Origin of the sequence: Mangrovicoccus sp. HB161399, from assembly GCF_013184745.1 — a bacterium.
Classification (GTDB): Bacteria; Pseudomonadota; Alphaproteobacteria; order Rhodobacterales; family Rhodobacteraceae; genus Mangrovicoccus.
Genome location: NZ_JAATVU010000028.1, coordinates 23,692 through 38,541 on the forward strand (window position 1 = coordinate 23,692; position 14,850 = coordinate 38,541).

Annotated in this window: 15 protein-coding genes; 8 read left to right on the top strand and 7 right to left on the bottom strand. The window is 69.6% G+C overall.

Annotated features, from left to right (window positions below):
• The first annotated feature begins 24 nt into the window (after window positions 1–24).
• Entirely contained in the window at window positions 25–495 is a 471-nt protein-coding gene (locus tag HCC78_RS16495; protein WP_172329893.1) for a hypothetical protein, read from the top strand.
• 11 nt (window positions 496–506) lie between these two features.
• The gene (locus HCC78_RS16500) at window positions 507–710 is read left to right on the top strand and encodes a hypothetical protein (RefSeq protein ID WP_172329894.1); all 204 of its coding nucleotides are present in this window, start codon (window positions 507–509) and stop codon (window positions 708–710) included.
• Between the two features lie 19 nt (window positions 711–729).
• Here HCC78_RS16500 and arsJ read toward each other — a convergent pair whose 3' ends face one another.
• The 4 genes from arsJ to HCC78_RS16520 all read right to left on the bottom strand — a co-directional run bounded on the left by arsJ (window position 730) and on the right by HCC78_RS16520 (window position 4,407).
• Window positions 730–1,995 (bottom strand): organoarsenical effux MFS transporter ArsJ, encoded by a 1,266-nt coding sequence (arsJ, locus tag HCC78_RS16505; protein WP_371743849.1) that lies wholly within the window; start codon window positions 1,993–1,995, stop codon window positions 730–732.
• Entirely contained in the window at window positions 1,992–2,990 is a 999-nt protein-coding gene (locus HCC78_RS16510; protein ID WP_172329896.1) for an ArsJ-associated glyceraldehyde-3-phosphate dehydrogenase, read from the bottom strand. The genes arsJ and HCC78_RS16510 overlap by 4 nt, the downstream gene beginning before the upstream one ends.
• Window positions 2,987–3,820, bottom strand: a complete 834-nt coding sequence (locus HCC78_RS16515; RefSeq protein WP_172329897.1) for an ArsR family transcriptional regulator — start codon at window positions 3,818–3,820, stop codon at window positions 2,987–2,989. Before HCC78_RS16515 ends, HCC78_RS16510 begins: the two co-directional genes overlap by 4 nt.
• Window positions 3,821–3,951: 131 nt before the next feature.
• Window positions 3,952–4,407, bottom strand: a complete 456-nt coding sequence (locus tag HCC78_RS16520; protein WP_253949211.1) for a cupin domain-containing protein — start codon at window positions 4,405–4,407, stop codon at window positions 3,952–3,954.
• A gap of 85 nt (window positions 4,408–4,492) precedes the next feature.
• Here HCC78_RS16520 and HCC78_RS16525 point away from each other — a divergent pair, with 85 nt between their 5' ends.
• Entirely contained in the window at window positions 4,493–5,083 is a 591-nt protein-coding gene (locus tag HCC78_RS16525) for a TetR/AcrR family transcriptional regulator (protein ID WP_172329899.1), read from the top strand.
• 27 nt (window positions 5,084–5,110) lie between these two features.
• Here HCC78_RS16525 and HCC78_RS16530 read toward each other — a convergent pair whose 3' ends face one another.
• From HCC78_RS16530 to HCC78_RS16540, 3 genes are all read right to left on the bottom strand, one after another.
• Window positions 5,111–8,326, bottom strand: coding sequence for an efflux RND transporter permease subunit (locus HCC78_RS16530; protein ID WP_172329900.1), 3,216 nt, complete (start codon window positions 8,324–8,326; stop codon window positions 5,111–5,113).
• Complete coding sequence (locus HCC78_RS16535; protein WP_172329901.1) at window positions 8,319–9,314, bottom strand: efflux RND transporter periplasmic adaptor subunit; 996 nt, start codon at window positions 9,312–9,314, stop codon at window positions 8,319–8,321. Before HCC78_RS16535 ends, HCC78_RS16530 begins: the two co-directional genes overlap by 8 nt.
• Before the next feature lie 157 nt (window positions 9,315–9,471).
• On the bottom strand, window positions 9,472–10,065 hold the full coding sequence (locus HCC78_RS16540; protein ID WP_172329902.1) for a hypothetical protein: 594 nt from the start codon (window positions 10,063–10,065) through the stop codon (window positions 9,472–9,474).
• Window positions 10,066–10,195: 130 nt separating this feature from the next.
• On the opposite strand from HCC78_RS16540, the gene HCC78_RS16545 reads away from it, so the two are divergent.
• From HCC78_RS16545 to HCC78_RS16565, 5 genes are all read left to right on the top strand, one after another.
• On the top strand, window positions 10,196–10,396 hold the full coding sequence (locus tag HCC78_RS16545; protein ID WP_172329903.1) for a heavy-metal-associated domain-containing protein: 201 nt from the start codon (window positions 10,196–10,198) through the stop codon (window positions 10,394–10,396).
• Between the two features lie 96 nt (window positions 10,397–10,492).
• The gene (locus tag HCC78_RS16550) at window positions 10,493–10,891 is read left to right on the top strand and encodes a Cu(I)-responsive transcriptional regulator (RefSeq protein ID WP_172329904.1); all 399 of its coding nucleotides are present in this window, start codon (window positions 10,493–10,495) and stop codon (window positions 10,889–10,891) included.
• A gap of 1,226 nt (window positions 10,892–12,117) precedes the next feature.
• Window positions 12,118–12,750 (top strand): hypothetical protein, encoded by a 633-nt coding sequence (locus tag HCC78_RS33775; RefSeq protein WP_253949212.1) that lies wholly within the window; start codon window positions 12,118–12,120, stop codon window positions 12,748–12,750.
• A gap of 11 nt (window positions 12,751–12,761) precedes the next feature.
• Window positions 12,762–13,277: a DUF1697 domain-containing protein gene (locus HCC78_RS16560; protein WP_172329905.1), complete on the top strand. Its 516-nt coding sequence runs from the start codon at window positions 12,762–12,764 to the stop codon at window positions 13,275–13,277.
• A 96-nt stretch (window positions 13,278–13,373) separates the two neighbouring features.
• Entirely contained in the window at window positions 13,374–14,312 is a 939-nt protein-coding gene (locus tag HCC78_RS16565; RefSeq protein ID WP_172329906.1) for an MYG1 family protein, read from the top strand.
• The last annotated feature ends 538 nt before the right edge of the window (window positions 14,313–14,850 follow it).

The following is a 14,850-nucleotide window of genomic DNA, read 5'->3' on the forward strand; positions in this document are numbered from 1 at the left end:
GGCGGATAGACGGAGGACTTTGCAATGGAGCTTTTGATCGACGCCCTGCTCGAATGGATTTCGGAAGAGACCGGCCGGGACACGTCCGGCATGCCACATCCTCAGATTGCAGAAATGACGCCGCGCGCCCTGACGCGGGAATTCTACGCCGACCATCCCTACCTCATCCCGGAAGACGGGCAGGACGAGCGCATCCAGGCGCTCTACGCTGCCACCGACGGACCGGACGGCCGGATCTACATCCTGGCCGCCGCCACTTTCGACGGCGCCGACGACTTCGAGGACCCCTACGAAAACCCGGTCTGGCGCGAGGTGCTGCTGCACGAGCTGGTCCATCACCTGCAGTGGCAGGCCGGTGAACCCGCGAACTGGGCCTGCCGGAATTTCGGCGAGGAAGAGGCCTACCGGCTCGGCGGGCGCTATCTCAGGCGGACCCGCACCACCGATCCGATGCCCAACCGCAATTTCTGGGCGCATGCCTATTCGCGCTGCTGAGGGAGGCCGCCATGATCGAACTAGTCTTCATCGCCTGCTTCGCCACGGGCGACGGCCATTGCGAGAACCGCAGCCTGCTCTACCAGGATATCGGCATGATGACCTGCATGGTCCACGGCCAGTCCGAGCTGGCGCAATGGACGCAGACCCATCCCGGCTGGCAGATCGACAGCTGGAAATGCCGGATCCTCGACCACAGCGTGGCCGAGCTCTGAGACGGGGCCCCGGGACGGCTCAGGCCGGGGCGTCGGCAGGCCGGTCGCGCAGCTGCCCGGCGAAGCCCGCCGAGAGCCCGACCATGACCGCCGCCGTGCCCAGCACCAGCGGCAGCCCGCCGGCCTGGTAGGTCAGCCCCGAGAGCAGCGTGCCCAACAGGCGGCCTCCGGCATTGGCCATGTAGTAGAAGCCCACATCCATCGTCACCCGCTCGGATTTCGAGAAGGCGAGGATCAGGTAGGAATGCAGCGAGGAATTGACCGCGAAGACCGCGCCGAAGGCCAGGAGCCCGGCCACCAGCAGCCCGGTCAGCCAAGGCGTCGGCGCAGGCGACAGCAGCACGGCAACCACCAGCGCGGCCGGCACCAGCGCAAGCCCCGCCGCCCAGCCGCGGGCGGCACGGATCAGCTCGCCCTCGGGGCGCGACGCGGCGCGCAGGATGCGGGGCGCCGCCGCCTGCACCGCGCCGTAGAGGATGATCCAGACCGCCATGAAGCTGCCGATCATGAAGAAGGCCGCGCGGTTCCCGGCCTCGCTGCCATCCGAGAGCACGGCGTAGAAATAGATCGGGATGCCAACCACGAACCACACGTCGCGCGCGCCGAACAGGAACACCCGCGCCGCCGAAAGCCAGTTCACGTTGGCCGAGTCCGACAGCACCTCGGAGAACTTGGCGCCCTTGCGGCCGCGCGGCAGCCCCGGCGGCATCAGCAGCGCCACCGCGGCGAGGATCGCCGCCAGAACCGCCGCCATCGCCAGAACCGCGGGGACGAAGCCCGCCCCCGCCAGCAGCACCGCGCCAAGGAGGAAGCCCAGGCCCTTCACCGCGTTCTTCGATCCGGTCAGCACCGCCACCCAGCGGAAGAGTCCGCCCCCGCCGGAAGGCGCCAGCAGCTTGACCGCGGATTTCGACGACATCTTGGCCAGATCCTTGGCCACGCCCGACGCGCCCTGCACGCACATCACGAAGGCCACCGAGACAGGCACCGACCAGCTTGGCTCGAGCTGCGCCAGCGACAGCAGCGCGGCGACCTGCAGCCCGAGCCCGGCATAGAGCGTGGAGGCCAGGCCGAAGCGCGCCGCGATCCAGCCCGCCGCCAGGTTGGTCGCCATCCCCGCCACCTCGTAGAGCAGGAAGAGATAGGCCAGCTGCACCGGCGAGAAGCCCAGCGAATGGAAGTGCAGCAGCACCAACATTCTCAGCGCGCCGTCGGTCAGCATGAAGGCCCAGTAGGCCGCCGTCACCGCAGCGTAGGCCGAAAGTCCCGCGGACCGCTCCGTCACAGCGAGGCTCCGACCATCAGCGCGACATCCGCCAGCCGGTTGGCATAGCCCCATTCGTTGTCGTACCAGGCATAGACTTTCACCTGCGTGCCGTTCACCACCATGGTCGAGGGCGCGTCGATGACCGAGCTGCGCGGGTCGTTGGTGTAGTCGGCCGAGACCAGCGGACGGGTCTCGTAGCCGAGAATGCCCTTCAGCGGACCCCCGGCCGCGGCTTCGAACAGCGCATTGACCTCCTCGGCGGTGGTTGCGCGCTCCACCTCGAAGACGCAGTCGGTCAGCGAGCCGTTCAGCAGCGGCACGCGCACCGCATGGCCGTTCAGCCGCCCCTCCAGCTCGGGATAGATCAGCGTGATCGCCGTGGCCGAGCCGGTGGTGGTCGGGATCAGCGAATTCAGCGCCGAGCGCGCGCGGCGCAGGTCCTTGGCCGGACGGTCGACGATGGTCTGGGTGTTGGTCACGTCGTGGATCGTGGTGATCGAGCCGTGGCGGATGCCGAGGCTTTCGTGGATTACCTTCACCACCGGCGCCAGGCAGTTCGTCGTGCAGGAGGCCGCGGTGACGATGCTGTGCACGGCCGGATCGTAGCTGGCATCGTTGACGCCGCAGACGATGTTCGCGGTCGGCCCGTCCTTGACCGGGGCCGAGACCACGACCTTCTTCACCCCGGCGGCGAAATAGGGGGCCAGCGCGGCCTCGGACTTGAAGACGCCGGTGCAGTCGATCACCACGTCGACGCCGCCGAGCGGCAGATCGGCGATCGCCCCTGTGCCGATGAAGGGCAGCCGCGTGCCGTTGACGGTGACGCTGCCGCGGTCATGGGCGAATTCCGCGTCCCAGCGCCCATGCACCGTGTCGAATTCCAGCAGATGCGCGTGCATCTCGGGATCGCCAACCGCGTCGTTGATCCAGGCAAGCTTGGCCCCCCTCTCCAGCAGCGGCTTCAGCGCCAGCTTGCCCATGCGGCCGAGGCCGTTCAGCGCGTAGGTGGTCATGCGCTCTCTCCTGCGGACATGCGGCCGATATCGTCCACGGCGGCCTGCAGCGAGATCCGGTCGAGCGTCTCCAGCGGCAGCGCCACGAAGGCCTCGACCCGGTTCTTCAGCGCGCCATAGGCCTGCTGGAAGGCCAGAGCCTTCTCGGCATCGGTGCCTTCGGCCTTCACCGGGTCGGGCATGCCCCAATGGCCGCTGACCGGCTGGCCGTCCCAGGCCGGGCAGTCCTCGTTGGCCGCCTGGTTGCAGACGGTGAAGACGAAATCCAGCGGCGGGGCATCCGGACCGGAGAATTCCGAGACGTTCTTGGCGCGCAGGATGCCGACATCGTGGCGCTTGTCGGCCAGCACCTTAAGCGCGAAGGGATTCAGCTCGGACCGGGGCCTGGTGCCGGCCGAATGGACCTCGAACCGGTCTCCGGCGAGCTTGCGCAGGATGGATTCGGCGAAGATCGACCGGGCGGAATTGCCGGTGCAGATGAAGAGCACGCTGTATTTGCGGTCAGTCATGGGGACAGGTCCAGTGCTGAAGGGCAGGCAGAGATCGGCGCGGCCGCGGCAGCAATCGGCGAAGAGCGCGCCGAAGAGCCGTTGCACGCTTGTCATGCGGATGGAGTAGAGAAGCGACGTCCCCGCCCGCTCCTGCACCACCAGGCCGGCGCCGCAGAGCGCCGAGAGATAGGAGGACAGGGTGCTGGGCTTGATGCCGAGGATGTCGCCGAGCTCGCCGGCCGGAATGCGGTCGGGATAGCGGCGCATCAGCAGCCGGAAGACCTCCAGGCGGCGGGCATGGCCGAGAATGGCAAACTGGTGGGGAATCGCTTTTTCCATATTTCACGTATATTGGAAATATGAGGCGGCGAAAGTGAAACTTCCATGACACGGGATCGCGGCGCTGCCCTGCAGGGGCCCGGTCCGGGCAGACATGCGGCGGGCCGCCGGGGCCGCCCGCCGCGGGTGGATCACGCCGGTTCGAGGATCGTCATGCCGGTTTCGCGCGCCTTGGCCAGCACCATCGGGATGTCCGGGATGCCGGGCTCCGGCAGCGCGGTCTGGCTGTCCGGCAGCGCGGTGCCGATGCCGGTGAAGAAGGCGTCGTGCATCTTGCCCGGCGCGTTCAGGATCAGCATCCGCGCCGGGGCATCGCCGACCGCCTTGAAGGCATGCACCGCCCCGTCCGGGATCACCACATGCTCGCCCGCGCGGGCCAGCCGTTCCACGCCGTCGATCATGAAGCCGACCTGGCCCTCGAGAATGTAGAAGGCCTCCGTCTCGCCGGCATGGTGGTTCGGCGGCGCCCCAGCCCCCACCGGGACCAGCGCCTCGACGAGGCAGTACTTGCCCTGCACATCTTCGGGAAAGGCATGGAAATTCATGAGAATGTTCAGAACGTTATACTTTCTGGAACGGGTCGTCATCTTTTGCTCCGGGAAAATTGCCATTTGACGATTCGGACGATACCATATTCCCATCGTAAGACAAGTGTCTCATGAAAGGACAGGCATGGTTCGCAACGCCCAGAAGGAACGGACGCGCAAGGCGATCCTAGACGGAGCCCGGACGCTGATGGCCGAGGGGCTGCCGGTGACAGTCGCGGCGGCGGCGGAACGGCACGGCATTTCGAAGGCGACAGCCTACCGCTATTTCTCGGATCCGGCGATGCTGGCGGCCGAGGCCGGGTTGGACCTGTCCGTGCTGCCCTACGAGGAGATCACGGCCGGGGCCGCGGATCTGCGTGGGCGGCTGCAGGCGGTGACACTGTATTTCTTCGACCTCGCCCTCGCCAACGAGCCTGCCTTCCGCCGCTTCCTCGGCATGGCGCTGACCTCTTCGGCGGCAGAAAGCGGCGGCGCGAAGATCCGGCGCGGCGGGCGGCGGATGGCGATGTACGAGCGCGCGCTGGCGGAGGGCGGGACCGGAATGGCCGAGGCCGAACGCGGAAAGCTGGCGCGGATGCTGACTGCGTCGACCGGCGCCGAGGCGATGGTCGCGCTGCTCGATGTTGCCGATGCCGGACCCGAAACCGCGCGGGAGACGGTGGCCGACGTCACCGACATCCTGCTCGACCGCTTTCTCGGCCCGAAGGAAGGCTAGCGCGGCCCGCACGGGACCGCGCCGGGGTCAGTCCGCCCCTTTCAGCGCGACATAGACCGCCGGGATCGCCAGCAGCGTCAGCAGCGTCGAGGAGGCCAGGCCGAAGAGCAGCGAGATCGCCAGCCCCTGGAAGATCGGATCGGCCAGGATGACCGCCGCGCCGATCATTGCCGCCAGCGCGGTCAGCAGGATCGGCCGGGCGCGGACGCTGCCCGCCTCCAGCACCACCTCGCGCAGCGGACGGCCCGGGCTGCGGGCGCTGCCGATGAAATCCGCCAGCAGGATGGAGTTGCGCACGATGATCCCCGCCAGCGCGATGAAGCCGATCATCGAGGTCGCCGTGAAGGGCGCGCCGAAGATCCAGTGCCCGGCAAGGATGCCGACCAGCGTCAGCGGCACCGGCGTCAGGATCACCAGCGGCAGCCGGAAGGACCGGAACTGCGCCACCACCAGCACGTAGATGCCCAGAAGCGCCACCGCAAAGGCCGCGCCCATGTCGCGGAAGGTGATCCACGTCACGTCCCATTCGCCGTCCCAAAGCAGCGTTGCCGCACGTTCGTCCTGCGGCTGGCCGTGCAGCGAGATGACAGGCTTCGGCAAGCTGCCCCAATCGGCGGCGTCGATCGCCTCCTGCACGGCCAGCATGCCGTAGAGCGGCGCCTCGTATTGCCCGGCCAGCTCCGCCGTCACCATCTCGGCGGCACGGGCATTGCGGCGGTAGATCGGAAAGGAGGCGGTCTCTTCCTGCAGGCGCGCGACATCGCCCAGCTCGACCACGCCGCGCCCGCCGGGCAGCGCGTTGGCCGGGACCGGCACGCCCAGCATGGCCGCGCCGGGGACGTGCTCCGCCCGCGGGCGTTCCAGCACGATGGGCACCGGCGCACGGCCCTCGCCGCGATGCGAATAGCCGATCACCTTGGACTGGTTCAGCAGCGCCAGCGTGTCGAAGACGTCGCTTTCCTGCACGCGGTAATATTCCATGTCGTCGCCCGACAGCACAGCGCGGATCCGCGTTGCGGGCACCCCGTAGCTGTTGTCGACATCGACGATGAAGGGGACGGAGCGGAAGATCTCCTCGACCTTGGCGGCGACCGCACGGCGGGTCCCGGGATCGGGCCCGTAGATCTCCGCCAGAAGCGTCGACAGGACCGGCGGACCGGGCGGCGTCTCGACCACCTTGACCGAAGCGCCATCCGGAAGGGACAGCCCGCCCAGCCGCGCCCGCAGGTCGAGCGCGATCTCGTGGCTTTCCCGCGACCGCTCGCCCTTGGGCAGCAGCCCCAGATGCACCTCGCCCAGCTCCGGCGACTGGCGCTGGAAATAGTGGCGGACGAGCCCGTTGAAATCGAAGGGAGCGGCGGTGCCGGCATAGACCTCCGCCGCGGTCACCTCGGGGATCTCCAGCGCGGCCAGCGCCGCCATCTGCGCGGCTTGGTCGGTGGCTTCCAGCGCCGCCCCCTCCGGCAGGTCGATCACCACCGACAGCTCCGACTTGTTGTCGAAGGGCAGCAGCTTCACCGTCACCGCCTTGGTCCAGAACAGCCCGAGCGAGCCGATGGTCAGCACCAGCGTCGCCAGCAGGAAGGCCCAGGCACGGGCGCGGCTCTTCAGCAGCGGTCCGGCCAGGCGGCGGTAGACATGGCCGATGCGGCCGCCCGCGCCTTCCTCATGATGGTGCCCATGCCCGCGCCCGGCGATCTTCACCATCAGCCAGGGCGTCACCATCACTGCGACGAAGAAGGAGAAGATCATCGCGGCGGAGGCATTGGCGGGGATCGGGCTCATGTAAGGGCCCATCAGCCCCGAGACGAAGAGCATCGGCAGGAGCGCCGCAACCACGGTCAGCGTGGCGACGATGGTCGGGTTGCCGACCTCCGCCACCGCCTCGATGGCGGCCTGCGGGCGGCTGCGCGCGTCATTCATCGCCCAGTGGCGGGTGATGTTCTCGATCACCACGATCGCGTCGTCCACGAGGATGCCGATCGCGAAGATCAGCGCAAAAAGCGACACCCGGTTCAGCGTGTAGCCCATGATCTGCGCGGCAAACAGCGTCAGCAGGATCGTCACCGGGATCACTACGGCGACCACCATCGCCTCGCGCCAGCCGATGGCGATCAGGATCAGCCCGACGATCGACAGCGTCGCCAGCCCGAGATGGAACAGCAGCTCGTTCGACTTCTCCAGCGCGGTGTGGCCGTAGTCGCGGGTGACGCGCAGCTCCACCGAGCCGGGGATGACCTCGCCCCTCAGCGCCTCGATCCGGTCGAACACCGCCTCGGTCACGGTTACCGCATTGGCCCCGGCGCGCTTGGCGAAGGCCAGCGTGACCGCCGGACGCCGTTCCGCGCCCCCCTCGCCCTCGACCAGGGCCGAAACCAGGGCCGAATCCGGCGCATCGGTGAAGCCGATATCGGCGAGGTCGCGCAGATAGACGGTGCGGCCGTCGCGGGTGACCAGCGGCAGCGCGCCGATCTCTTCGGGCGCCGACAGCGTGCCGCCCGCCACCATCTCCACCGCCTTGCCCTGCGACAGCAGGCTGCCTGCCGGGAAGCTGCGGTTTGCCGCCTCCACCTTGCCGGCCAGTTCCTGCAGCGTCACGCCGTAGAGCGCCAGACGGTCCAGCCGCGGCGCGATGCGCAGCCGGGTCTCCACCGCGCCTGTGACGTAGGAAAGCCCGACATCGTCGATTTTCGACACCTCGATCTGCACCTCGCGGGCGATCCGGGTCAGGTCGGCGGCGCTGACGGCACCGGCCCCCGCCGCCGGGTAGAGCGTCACCGTGGCGACGGCGACATCGTTGATGCCGCGCCCGACGATCAGCGGCTCGGGGATGCCGACGGGGATGCGGTCGAGATTGGCGCGGACCTTCTCGTGCACGCGCAGAATCGCCTCGTCCTCGTCGGTGCCGGTCAGGAAGCGCGCGGTGACCAGCGCGCGGTCGTCGAGCGTGCGGGAATAGACATGCTCGACCCCGGATATCCCGCGCAGGATGGTTTCCAGCGGCTCGGTGACCAGCTTGGCGGCATCCTCGGCCTTCAGCCCGTCGGCCTGCACGATCAGGTCGACCATGGGGACGGATATCTGCGGCTCCTCCTCGCGCGGCAGCACCGCAAGCGCGAGCAGCCCGACCACGAAGGCCGCCAGCAGGAAGAGCGGGGTCAGCGGCGAGGCTATGAAATACTGCGTCAGCCGCCCGGCAATGCCGAGCGGGCGTTCATGGCGGATGTCCGGCGTCTCACTCATCGGGGGTCACCACCACGTCGCCCGCCGCCAGCCCCGAGACGATCTCGGTCAGCGCCGCACCGTCCGCGCCGGTCACGCTGCCGCCCGGCAGCACGGCACGCTCGGCCGGGCCATCCGGCCCGTCGACCATGACGAAATCGAGCCCGCCGCGATGGGCCAGCGCGGCCTCCGGCACGGCCAGGACATCGCGGGTGCCCACCGGCACGCGCACCGCAACCCGCGCGCCCGCGAAGCGCGGGGCCAGCCCCGGCACCTCGATATCGGCCTCGACGCGGCCGGCGGTGATCTGCGGATAGACCCGGGCGATCCGTCCCTCTGCCAGGGCGTTGCCCTCGCCAGTCATCAGCGTGTCGCCCTCGGCAAGCCCGTCCGCGTAATGCTCGGGCAGGCTGAGCCGCAGGAAGAAGCCGCCGGTGCCGACCGTCGCCACCGCCTCGCCCGCCATCACGACCTCGCCCGCCGCCACCGGCACCGTCAGCACCAGGCCATCCGCCGGGGCGAGCAGCCCGCCCTCGGCCTGCATCTGCGCCACCCGCGCCTTTTCCGCCTCCAGCGCGCGGATCTGCCCCTCGGCCACGTCGACCTGGGTACGCAGCGCATCCAGCCGCTGGGCCGTCGATACGCCGCGCTCCACCAGCGCCTCGCCGCGGGTCAGTTCGTTGCGGGCATTTTCCAGCTGCGACTGCGCCGCCGCCAGCTGCGCCTCGACCCCGGCCAGCTGGAAGTCGAGCTTTTCGTCGACGATCCGCCCGATGGCTGCCCCGGCCGCGACCCGGTCGCCCTCGACAACCGAAAGCGCCTCCACCGTGCCGCCGATGCGGGCGCGCGCGGGAATGGACTGGCGCGGCTCGACAGTGGCATAGACCGATTTCCATTCAGCGATGGCGAAAGGCTCCAGCGCCAGCGTGCCAGCCCGTCCGGGCGGCGCGGCGGAGATCAGGAGGAAGGCAAGCAGCGGCAGGGCGGGAAGGATGCGGCAGGCGGTCATGGTCTGGCTCCGGGACTCCGGCAGGCGTTTCTGGTCACCTTCCATTAACACAATGCATTTCCTGCATCGGTGACCAAATCACCGTCGCGGCGCTATTTTCCGGCGCCAGATGCCGCAGTGCCGCGCAAGGCGGCAGTTCCGCGGGAAGGCGGGGTCTCTAGCGCTGCCCGGGATCGCGCAGGGCGCGGCGGCGCGCCTCCAACCCGCCGTGGAAATCCTCCTCGTCGCCGAAATCGGCAAAGCCCGGATAGCGCAGATGCGGCTCGGCCACGCGGCGCGCATGCTTGATCGGACACCAATAGGCCTCGGTCCGCGACGCCACCTCGCGCACCCAGCCGATCAGCCCGTTGGCATAGCCGCAATAGACGCAGTTCAGCTTCTGCAGGCCGTTCAGGTAGGCGAGGCTCTGCCGGTCGAGGATGATGTAGTCGCGCCGCGGCACTTTCGGGATGCCGTAGACCGGGAAGCAGGCTGCCTGGTAGAGGCTGACGAAGAGATCGAGCAGCACCAGCGGCAGGATCAGCGCATAGATGAAAGGCGCGGTCAGCACGACGAACAGCCGGGTCCGCGCCAGGAAGCTCGCCAGCTTCTCGCGTGCCGCGCGGTGGCGCGCCAGCATGTCGGCCTCGAACACCACCCGGCGGCGCTCCAGCCGGTAGCGGAAGATCCGGCGCTTCTCCGCCAGCTCCTCCTCGAGCTCTTCCTCCAGCTCGCGGATGTGCCGGGCCAGCCGGTCGAGGGGTGAGGTCATCTTCGGCTCCGTTCCGGGACGGGGGCAGATCATCACGAAGCCGCGCCCGTGCCAAGCGGATTGCCATCGGGCCTTGACCTTCCAGCTGCTGGAGGCTCCACATCGCCAGGACAGACACAGGAGTGTAGCGATGAAATTCAGCGTTCCCGACATGAGCTGCGGCCATTGCCGCGCCAGCATCGAGAAGGCGGTCAAGGGCGCCGATCCGGCGGCCAGCCTCGCCTTCGACCAGGACAGCCGCCAGGTGGAGATCGGCAGCGGGCTCGACGCGCCCGCGCTGACCGCCGTGCTCGCCGAAGCGGGCTATTCCGCGACGGTGCTGGCTGCCTGACCTTGCGGACCGTCCCGCGCCGGGGCGGCCCGCGGACACACCTAGCCCGCCCGCGCATGCCGTGCGGGTCCGGACATTCCGCCGGAGGAGACAGAGATGAACATCGGCGCCGCGGCGCAGGCCTCCGGCCTGCCGGTGAAGACCATCCGCTATTACGAGGAGATCGGCCTCGTCACGCCGGCCCGGGCCGGAAACGGCTACCGCGATTTCGGCAACGGCGAGGTCGACCGGCTCCGCTTTCTCGCGCAGGCCCGGTCCCTGGGATTCTCGCTGGAGGAATGCCGCCGGCTGGTTGCGCTCTATTCCGATGACGGCCGCGCCAGCCGCGAGGTGCGCCAGGTTGCGCAGGGCCATCTCGACACGGTGCGCGTGCGCATCGCGGAGTTGCGCGCGCTCGAAGCCACGCTGGAAGGGCTGATCGAGCGCTGCCCCGGCGATGACAGCCCGCACTGCGCCATCCTCGACCAGCTCACCAGCCGGGAAACCGGCGGCTGACGCCGCTGGAGGTCCGCAACCATTTCGGCCACCTCCCCTGCGCGGCTGGAACGGCCAGTCCCGCCCGGAGGCTTTCCCGGGCATGCAGCGCCCCTCCGGCCACCCGGCCGCGCGCCAATCCCCGAAATGTGGGGAAAACCCGCCCAGCTCCCCACTGCGCCCTTTTCGGCCAGTCCTCCCGGACGCCATCCGCCCGGTGGCACGGCAATCTGCAGGCAACGCCAATCCAGCTCCGCCGCCTTCCGCATCGGGGGCAATCAGGACACTCCCCGCGAGATCACTGCCGGAGGGGGCCGCCCGCAGAAGGCGCTCCACGCGGCGATGGCCGCCAGATGCCTCCGCGCCGCCGGGGGTGTTGACCAACCGGTTTCCATAGGCAGCCATGCGCCCACGTGCCCATCTGCGCCCCGCACGCCGCAGGACCGCCGCTCGCCCGCAACGGAAGGCTGCCGTCTCCGGCATTCCCGAGAGCGCCTTGTTCCGGTCCATAGAGGGCTTGCGCCATGGTACCGAACAGGCATTTGTCCGGCATCGGGAGACCCGAAACGGGGCCTGGCCACTCTCCGGTTCAAGGCGATTCCGCAACGGAGAACTCATTCATGGCGCCTGCGCCGATCGGATCCGAGGATGGCGGCAACGCAGCACCGGACCAGCCGAATGCGATCGGCCCGCGGCACTTTTCGCGCTTGGCGCCGTCCCGGGCGGGCGCAACCATCACCGCGCTGGCCGTAGGATCTTCGTGGCCTCAGAAGCTGGCGGGTGGGCGCGGTTCGTGGACACTTTCCCGCGGTGCGGCCACTGCCTTCTCGCTGCCCCCGGCCACGCCGCAATGGCGCCCCGATCCCGATGCCAGGCGCCGCGCCCGAAAGCGGCGTGCAGGGCGGTCACCCTTTGCCTTCCGCAGACCGGCTCAGTCCTGACGCACGTCCGGCGGCAACAGCGATTCATGATGGCCTGACGCAAGGTGCCAGCGCAAACTCGCCGCTGCCGGCAGGGCCCGTCCTTCCCGCGGCCATGACGGAACACAGCTTGGTTGCCGTCCCGGTCCCGCCGCGGCCCGGCCACGCGGCTCGGCAACGGCGGCACTCTCGACATCCCCGACCGCATGCGCCACGCTCGGACGCGGCAGCATCGGCCGTGCCGGGCCGCCTGCCCGGCCTGATCCCGGTCAAACCGGCCGTGCCGCCCGGCCGCTATGCTGCTGCGGAACACCAGCGGAGACCGCCATGACCCGACTTGCCCTCCTTCTCGCCCTCCTGCCTGCCACCGCCCTCGCGCAGGAACCTTCCGGCCATGACGGCGCCATGGCGCATGACATGCAGCACCATGCCGAAGGCATGCCCCATCACGGCGGCGCAGTAGGCAGCATGCATGCGATGATGCAGGGCATGACGGACGGCGGCACGGGCCCGCTGCCCGGCATGCCCGCCGAGAGCGGCCAGTCGGGCTTCGCCGCCATCGCCGAGATCGTGGCCATGCTGCGCGCCGATCCGGACACCGACTGGAGCAAGGTCGATATCGGCGCGCTTCGCCAGCACCTGCGGGACATGGACCAGCTGATGACCGAACTCGAGGCCGAGGAGGAACCGCTGCCCGACGGGCTGCGCGTGACCGTGGAGCCGGGCACGCCCGGGGCCGCGGCCGCCTGGCGGATGCTGCCCGCCCATGCGCCGATGCTGGCGGCCGAGACCGGCTGGACCAGCGAGATCGCGGAGCAGGGCGGCAGCCTCGTCTGGACCGTGACCTCGCCCGGAGACGCCGCCCAGATCCGTGGGCTCGGCGTCTACGGGCTGATGGCGGCCGGATCGCACCACCAGCTGCACCATCTCGCCATCGCCCGCGGCGCGGCGCGGCACTGAACGCGGCCCGGATGCGCACCCTCGTGGCCCTTCTGCGCGCCGTCAATGTCGGCGGAACCGGCAAGCTGCCGATGGCCGAGCTGCGCGCGCTCTGCACCGCGGCTGGCTTCGCCGGGGCGCGCACCCATATCCAGTCGGGCAACCTGCTCTTCGAAACCGGGCGTCCCGCGGCCGAGGCCAAGGCGGAGCTGGAGGCCCGGCTCTCCGCGCGGATGGGCAAGCCCGCCACGGTGCTGCTGCGCGAAGCGGCGGAGATGCAGCAGATCCTGGCGGCCAATCCCTTCCCGCGGGCCAACCCGGCCAAGGTCGCCGTGCTCTTCCTCGACGGCCCCGCCCCGGCCGATCCGGCCGCTTCGGCAACCGGACGGGCCGGGGAGGACATCGCGGCCGGAACGCGCGAGATCTACATCTTCTATTCCGGCGGCATGGGCCGCTCGCGGCTGAAGCTGCCGGAGATGGCAGAGGGCACCGCGCGCAACCTGCGGACCGTCGCCCGGCTTGCCGCCATGGCGGACGGCGGCGCCTGACCCTCGGAGAACGGCTTCGCCGCTTGATCCTCCCGCACCGGGCGGACTATCAGGCGGGACCATCCGCCCACCAGCAGCAGGACACCGCCCACCGCCATGACCCCGAGCCATCTTGTCACGCATTCCGGCGGCTTCCATGCCGATGAGGTCCTCTCCACCGTCATCCTGACCCGGCTGTTTCCGGAGGCGGAGATCGTCCGCAGCCGCGACCCGGCCTGGATCGCCCCGGCCGAGGACCGCATCATCTACGATGTCGGCGGAGCCTACGACGCCGCGGCGCAGATCTTCGACCATCACCAGCGCGAGGCGCCGCATCGCGAGCACGGCAAGCCCTACAGCTCCTTCGGGCTGATCTGGAAGCATTACGGCCTCGCCTATCTGGAGGCCTCGGGCATTCCCGAGGCCGACCGGGCCGCGGCCCATGCCTCCTTCGACAACAGCTTCGTTCTGCCGGTCGACCTGGTCGACAACGGCGTGGTGAACCAGTCGGAGGCCGGCGTGCTGTCCTCGATGACGCTGCCCGGGCTGATCGAGAGCCTGAAGCCGGTCTTCGACGACAGGACGCCCGGCGCCGAGGCAAGGGCCTTCGAGACCGCGGTCAGCGTCGCGCGCAGCTTCGTCGAGGCGCGGGTGGCCCGGATCGCCGCCAAGCGCCGCGCCGAGGTCCTGGCGGAACAGGCAATCCGCGCGGCGGGCGACGGCCATGTGCTGGAGCTGCCGGTGGGCATGCCCTTCCGCCACGCGATCGACAAGGCCGGGGCGGACCACCTGCTCTTCGTGGTGGCGCCGCGCGACAGGGACTGGACGCTGGGAGGCATCCGCGTGCACGAGGACAGCTACGAGCAGCGCGCCGACCTGCCGGCCGCCTGGGCGGGGCTGAGCGGCGCAGAGCTGGAGGCCGCCAGCGGCGTGCCGGGGGCGGTCTTCTGCCACAATGCCCGGTTCATCGCGGCGGCGAAGACCCGCGAAGCGATCCTTGCCATGGCCGATCTCGCCGTGAAGGAAGCCCTGCAGAACCGCACGGCCGGCAGCTGACCGGGGCGCCAACCGCGCCCGGGGTCGCCCGGCCCGGTCGCAGCCTGGGCCGGGGGCGCCTTGCGGTGCCGTCGCTCCGGCGGCACGGGGCATGGCCGTCTGCGCGCAGACCAACGGATCGAACGATGCCATGGCGAAGCGCTGCCAGTGCCGGGGCCGAATGCAGGCGGCACCAAGGCGCTGCTCCAAGGTGCCGATAGGCGCTTCCATCCCGGAGCAGCGATCACGCCGCCCGCCCGGCGCCGGCCCGACCGGACAAGTCTGCGCGACGGCTTGGCCGGAAACGCAGCGCACCGTAGGGATCGGGCCGGGTGCCAGGGAACTTGTCTTGGCTGCTCGAAATTCCGGGGCAGAAGCCGAGACCTCAGGAACGGCGTCGCCTCGGCGCCGCAGCCCGGAGTCCCTGCTGCGGACAGCAGTGGGGCACGCCCAGGAAGCAACTTGGATTGCAGAGCGGCGTTGCAGCGCGAATGCACGGGGATTCATTTCGTGAATCCAGCATGCTAGCCGGGCAGCATGATCGGACCTGCAAGACGAC

What these genes read in the sequence shown, in the direction of transcription:
- HCC78_RS16495 (WP_172329893.1), top strand. Translation starts at nt 25, where the DNA reads ATGGAGCTTTTGATCGACGCCCTGCTCGAATGGATTTCGGAAGAGACC.
- HCC78_RS16500 (WP_172329894.1), top strand. Translation starts at nt 507, where the DNA reads ATGATCGAACTAGTCTTCATCGCCTGCTTCGCCACGGGCGACGGCCAT.
- HCC78_RS16510 (WP_172329896.1), bottom strand. Translation starts at nt 2,990, where the DNA reads ATGACCACCTACGCGCTGAACGGCCTCGGCCGCATGGGCAAGCTGGCG.
- HCC78_RS16515 (WP_172329897.1), bottom strand. Translation starts at nt 3,820, where the DNA reads ATGGAAAAAGCGATTCCCCACCAGTTTGCCATTCTCGGCCATGCCCGC.
- HCC78_RS16520 (WP_253949211.1), bottom strand. Translation starts at nt 4,407, where the DNA reads ATGACGACCCGTTCCAGAAAGTATAACGTTCTGAACATTCTCATGAAT.
- HCC78_RS16525 (WP_172329899.1), top strand. Translation starts at nt 4,493, where the DNA reads ATGGTTCGCAACGCCCAGAAGGAACGGACGCGCAAGGCGATCCTAGAC.
- HCC78_RS16530 (WP_172329900.1), bottom strand. Translation starts at nt 8,326, where the DNA reads ATGAGTGAGACGCCGGACATCCGCCATGAACGCCCGCTCGGCATTGCC.
- HCC78_RS16535 (WP_172329901.1), bottom strand. Translation starts at nt 9,314, where the DNA reads ATGACCGCCTGCCGCATCCTTCCCGCCCTGCCGCTGCTTGCCTTCCTC.
- HCC78_RS16540 (WP_172329902.1), bottom strand. Translation starts at nt 10,065, where the DNA reads ATGACCTCACCCCTCGACCGGCTGGCCCGGCACATCCGCGAGCTGGAG.
- HCC78_RS16545 (WP_172329903.1), top strand. Translation starts at nt 10,196, where the DNA reads ATGAAATTCAGCGTTCCCGACATGAGCTGCGGCCATTGCCGCGCCAGC.
- HCC78_RS16550 (WP_172329904.1), top strand. Translation starts at nt 10,493, where the DNA reads ATGAACATCGGCGCCGCGGCGCAGGCCTCCGGCCTGCCGGTGAAGACC.
- HCC78_RS33775 (WP_253949212.1), top strand. Translation starts at nt 12,118, where the DNA reads ATGACCCGACTTGCCCTCCTTCTCGCCCTCCTGCCTGCCACCGCCCTC.
- HCC78_RS16560 (WP_172329905.1), top strand. Translation starts at nt 12,762, where the DNA reads ATGCGCACCCTCGTGGCCCTTCTGCGCGCCGTCAATGTCGGCGGAACC.
- HCC78_RS16565 (WP_172329906.1), top strand. Translation starts at nt 13,374, where the DNA reads ATGACCCCGAGCCATCTTGTCACGCATTCCGGCGGCTTCCATGCCGAT.